General features: G+C 67.4%; 1 protein-coding gene. It reads right to left on the bottom strand.

Translation table 11 applies throughout. The annotated features are described in order from the left end of the window. The coding region (locus tag HV793_RS30990; protein WP_217481794.1) for a VCBS domain-containing protein at positions 1-685 on the bottom strand (685 nt) is incomplete at both ends.

The following is a 685-nucleotide window of genomic DNA, read 5'->3' as shown; positions in this document are numbered from 1 at the left end:
GTACTCGCCGTTGACGGCGGTGTTGACGTTGCCGGTGACGTTCTGGCCGGCGGGGACCGTGCCCTTGGCCACGCCCACGACGTTGGTGACGTCCGCGCCGAGGGTGTCGGCGCCGGTGCCGGTGATGACGTTGCCGGAGGCGGTCAGTGCGGTGTCTTCCGTGACGGAAGCGGTGTCGGGCTTGGCTTCGGGCGCGGTGTCGGTGATGAGCACGACCAGGTCGTCGGACTTGACCTGGTTGGCCGCATCGGTGACGGTGACGGTGAACTTGTCGGTGACGGAGTCGTCGCCGGCGGTGTGGTTCTTGGCCGTCCCGTCCTGCTGGTAGCTATAGGTGATCTTGCCGGTGGCCGGGTCGTAGCCAGTCAGCGTGAGCTTGCCTTCGGAGCCGTTGACGACGACCGGGGTGGTGCCCAGCGCCTGGAGTTCGGCCACGGTGAGGGTGGTGCCGCCGATCTTGACGGTAGCCAGGCCTTCCGGTGCGGAGACGGTCAGTTCGCCGGTGACCGGCTGCGTGGCGTTCTCGGCGATGCTGACGTTGCCGGCATCGGCGCCGTTGGCATCGGGGACGGTCACGCCGGGCACGCCATCGGTGTGGCCGTTGATGGTGACGGTGATGGTGGTGGTGCTGACGTCGCCGTCGGCATCACGGATCGTGTAGGTGAAGGTGTCCTTGAGCTGCTGT

This window comes from Achromobacter aegrifaciens (genome assembly GCF_902859965.1).
Lineage (GTDB): Bacteria > Pseudomonadota > Gammaproteobacteria > Burkholderiales > Burkholderiaceae_B > Achromobacter > Achromobacter aegrifaciens.
The sequence above is the reverse complement of the archived record's forward strand: the minus strand, read 5'-3'. Positions and strand labels throughout refer to the sequence as shown.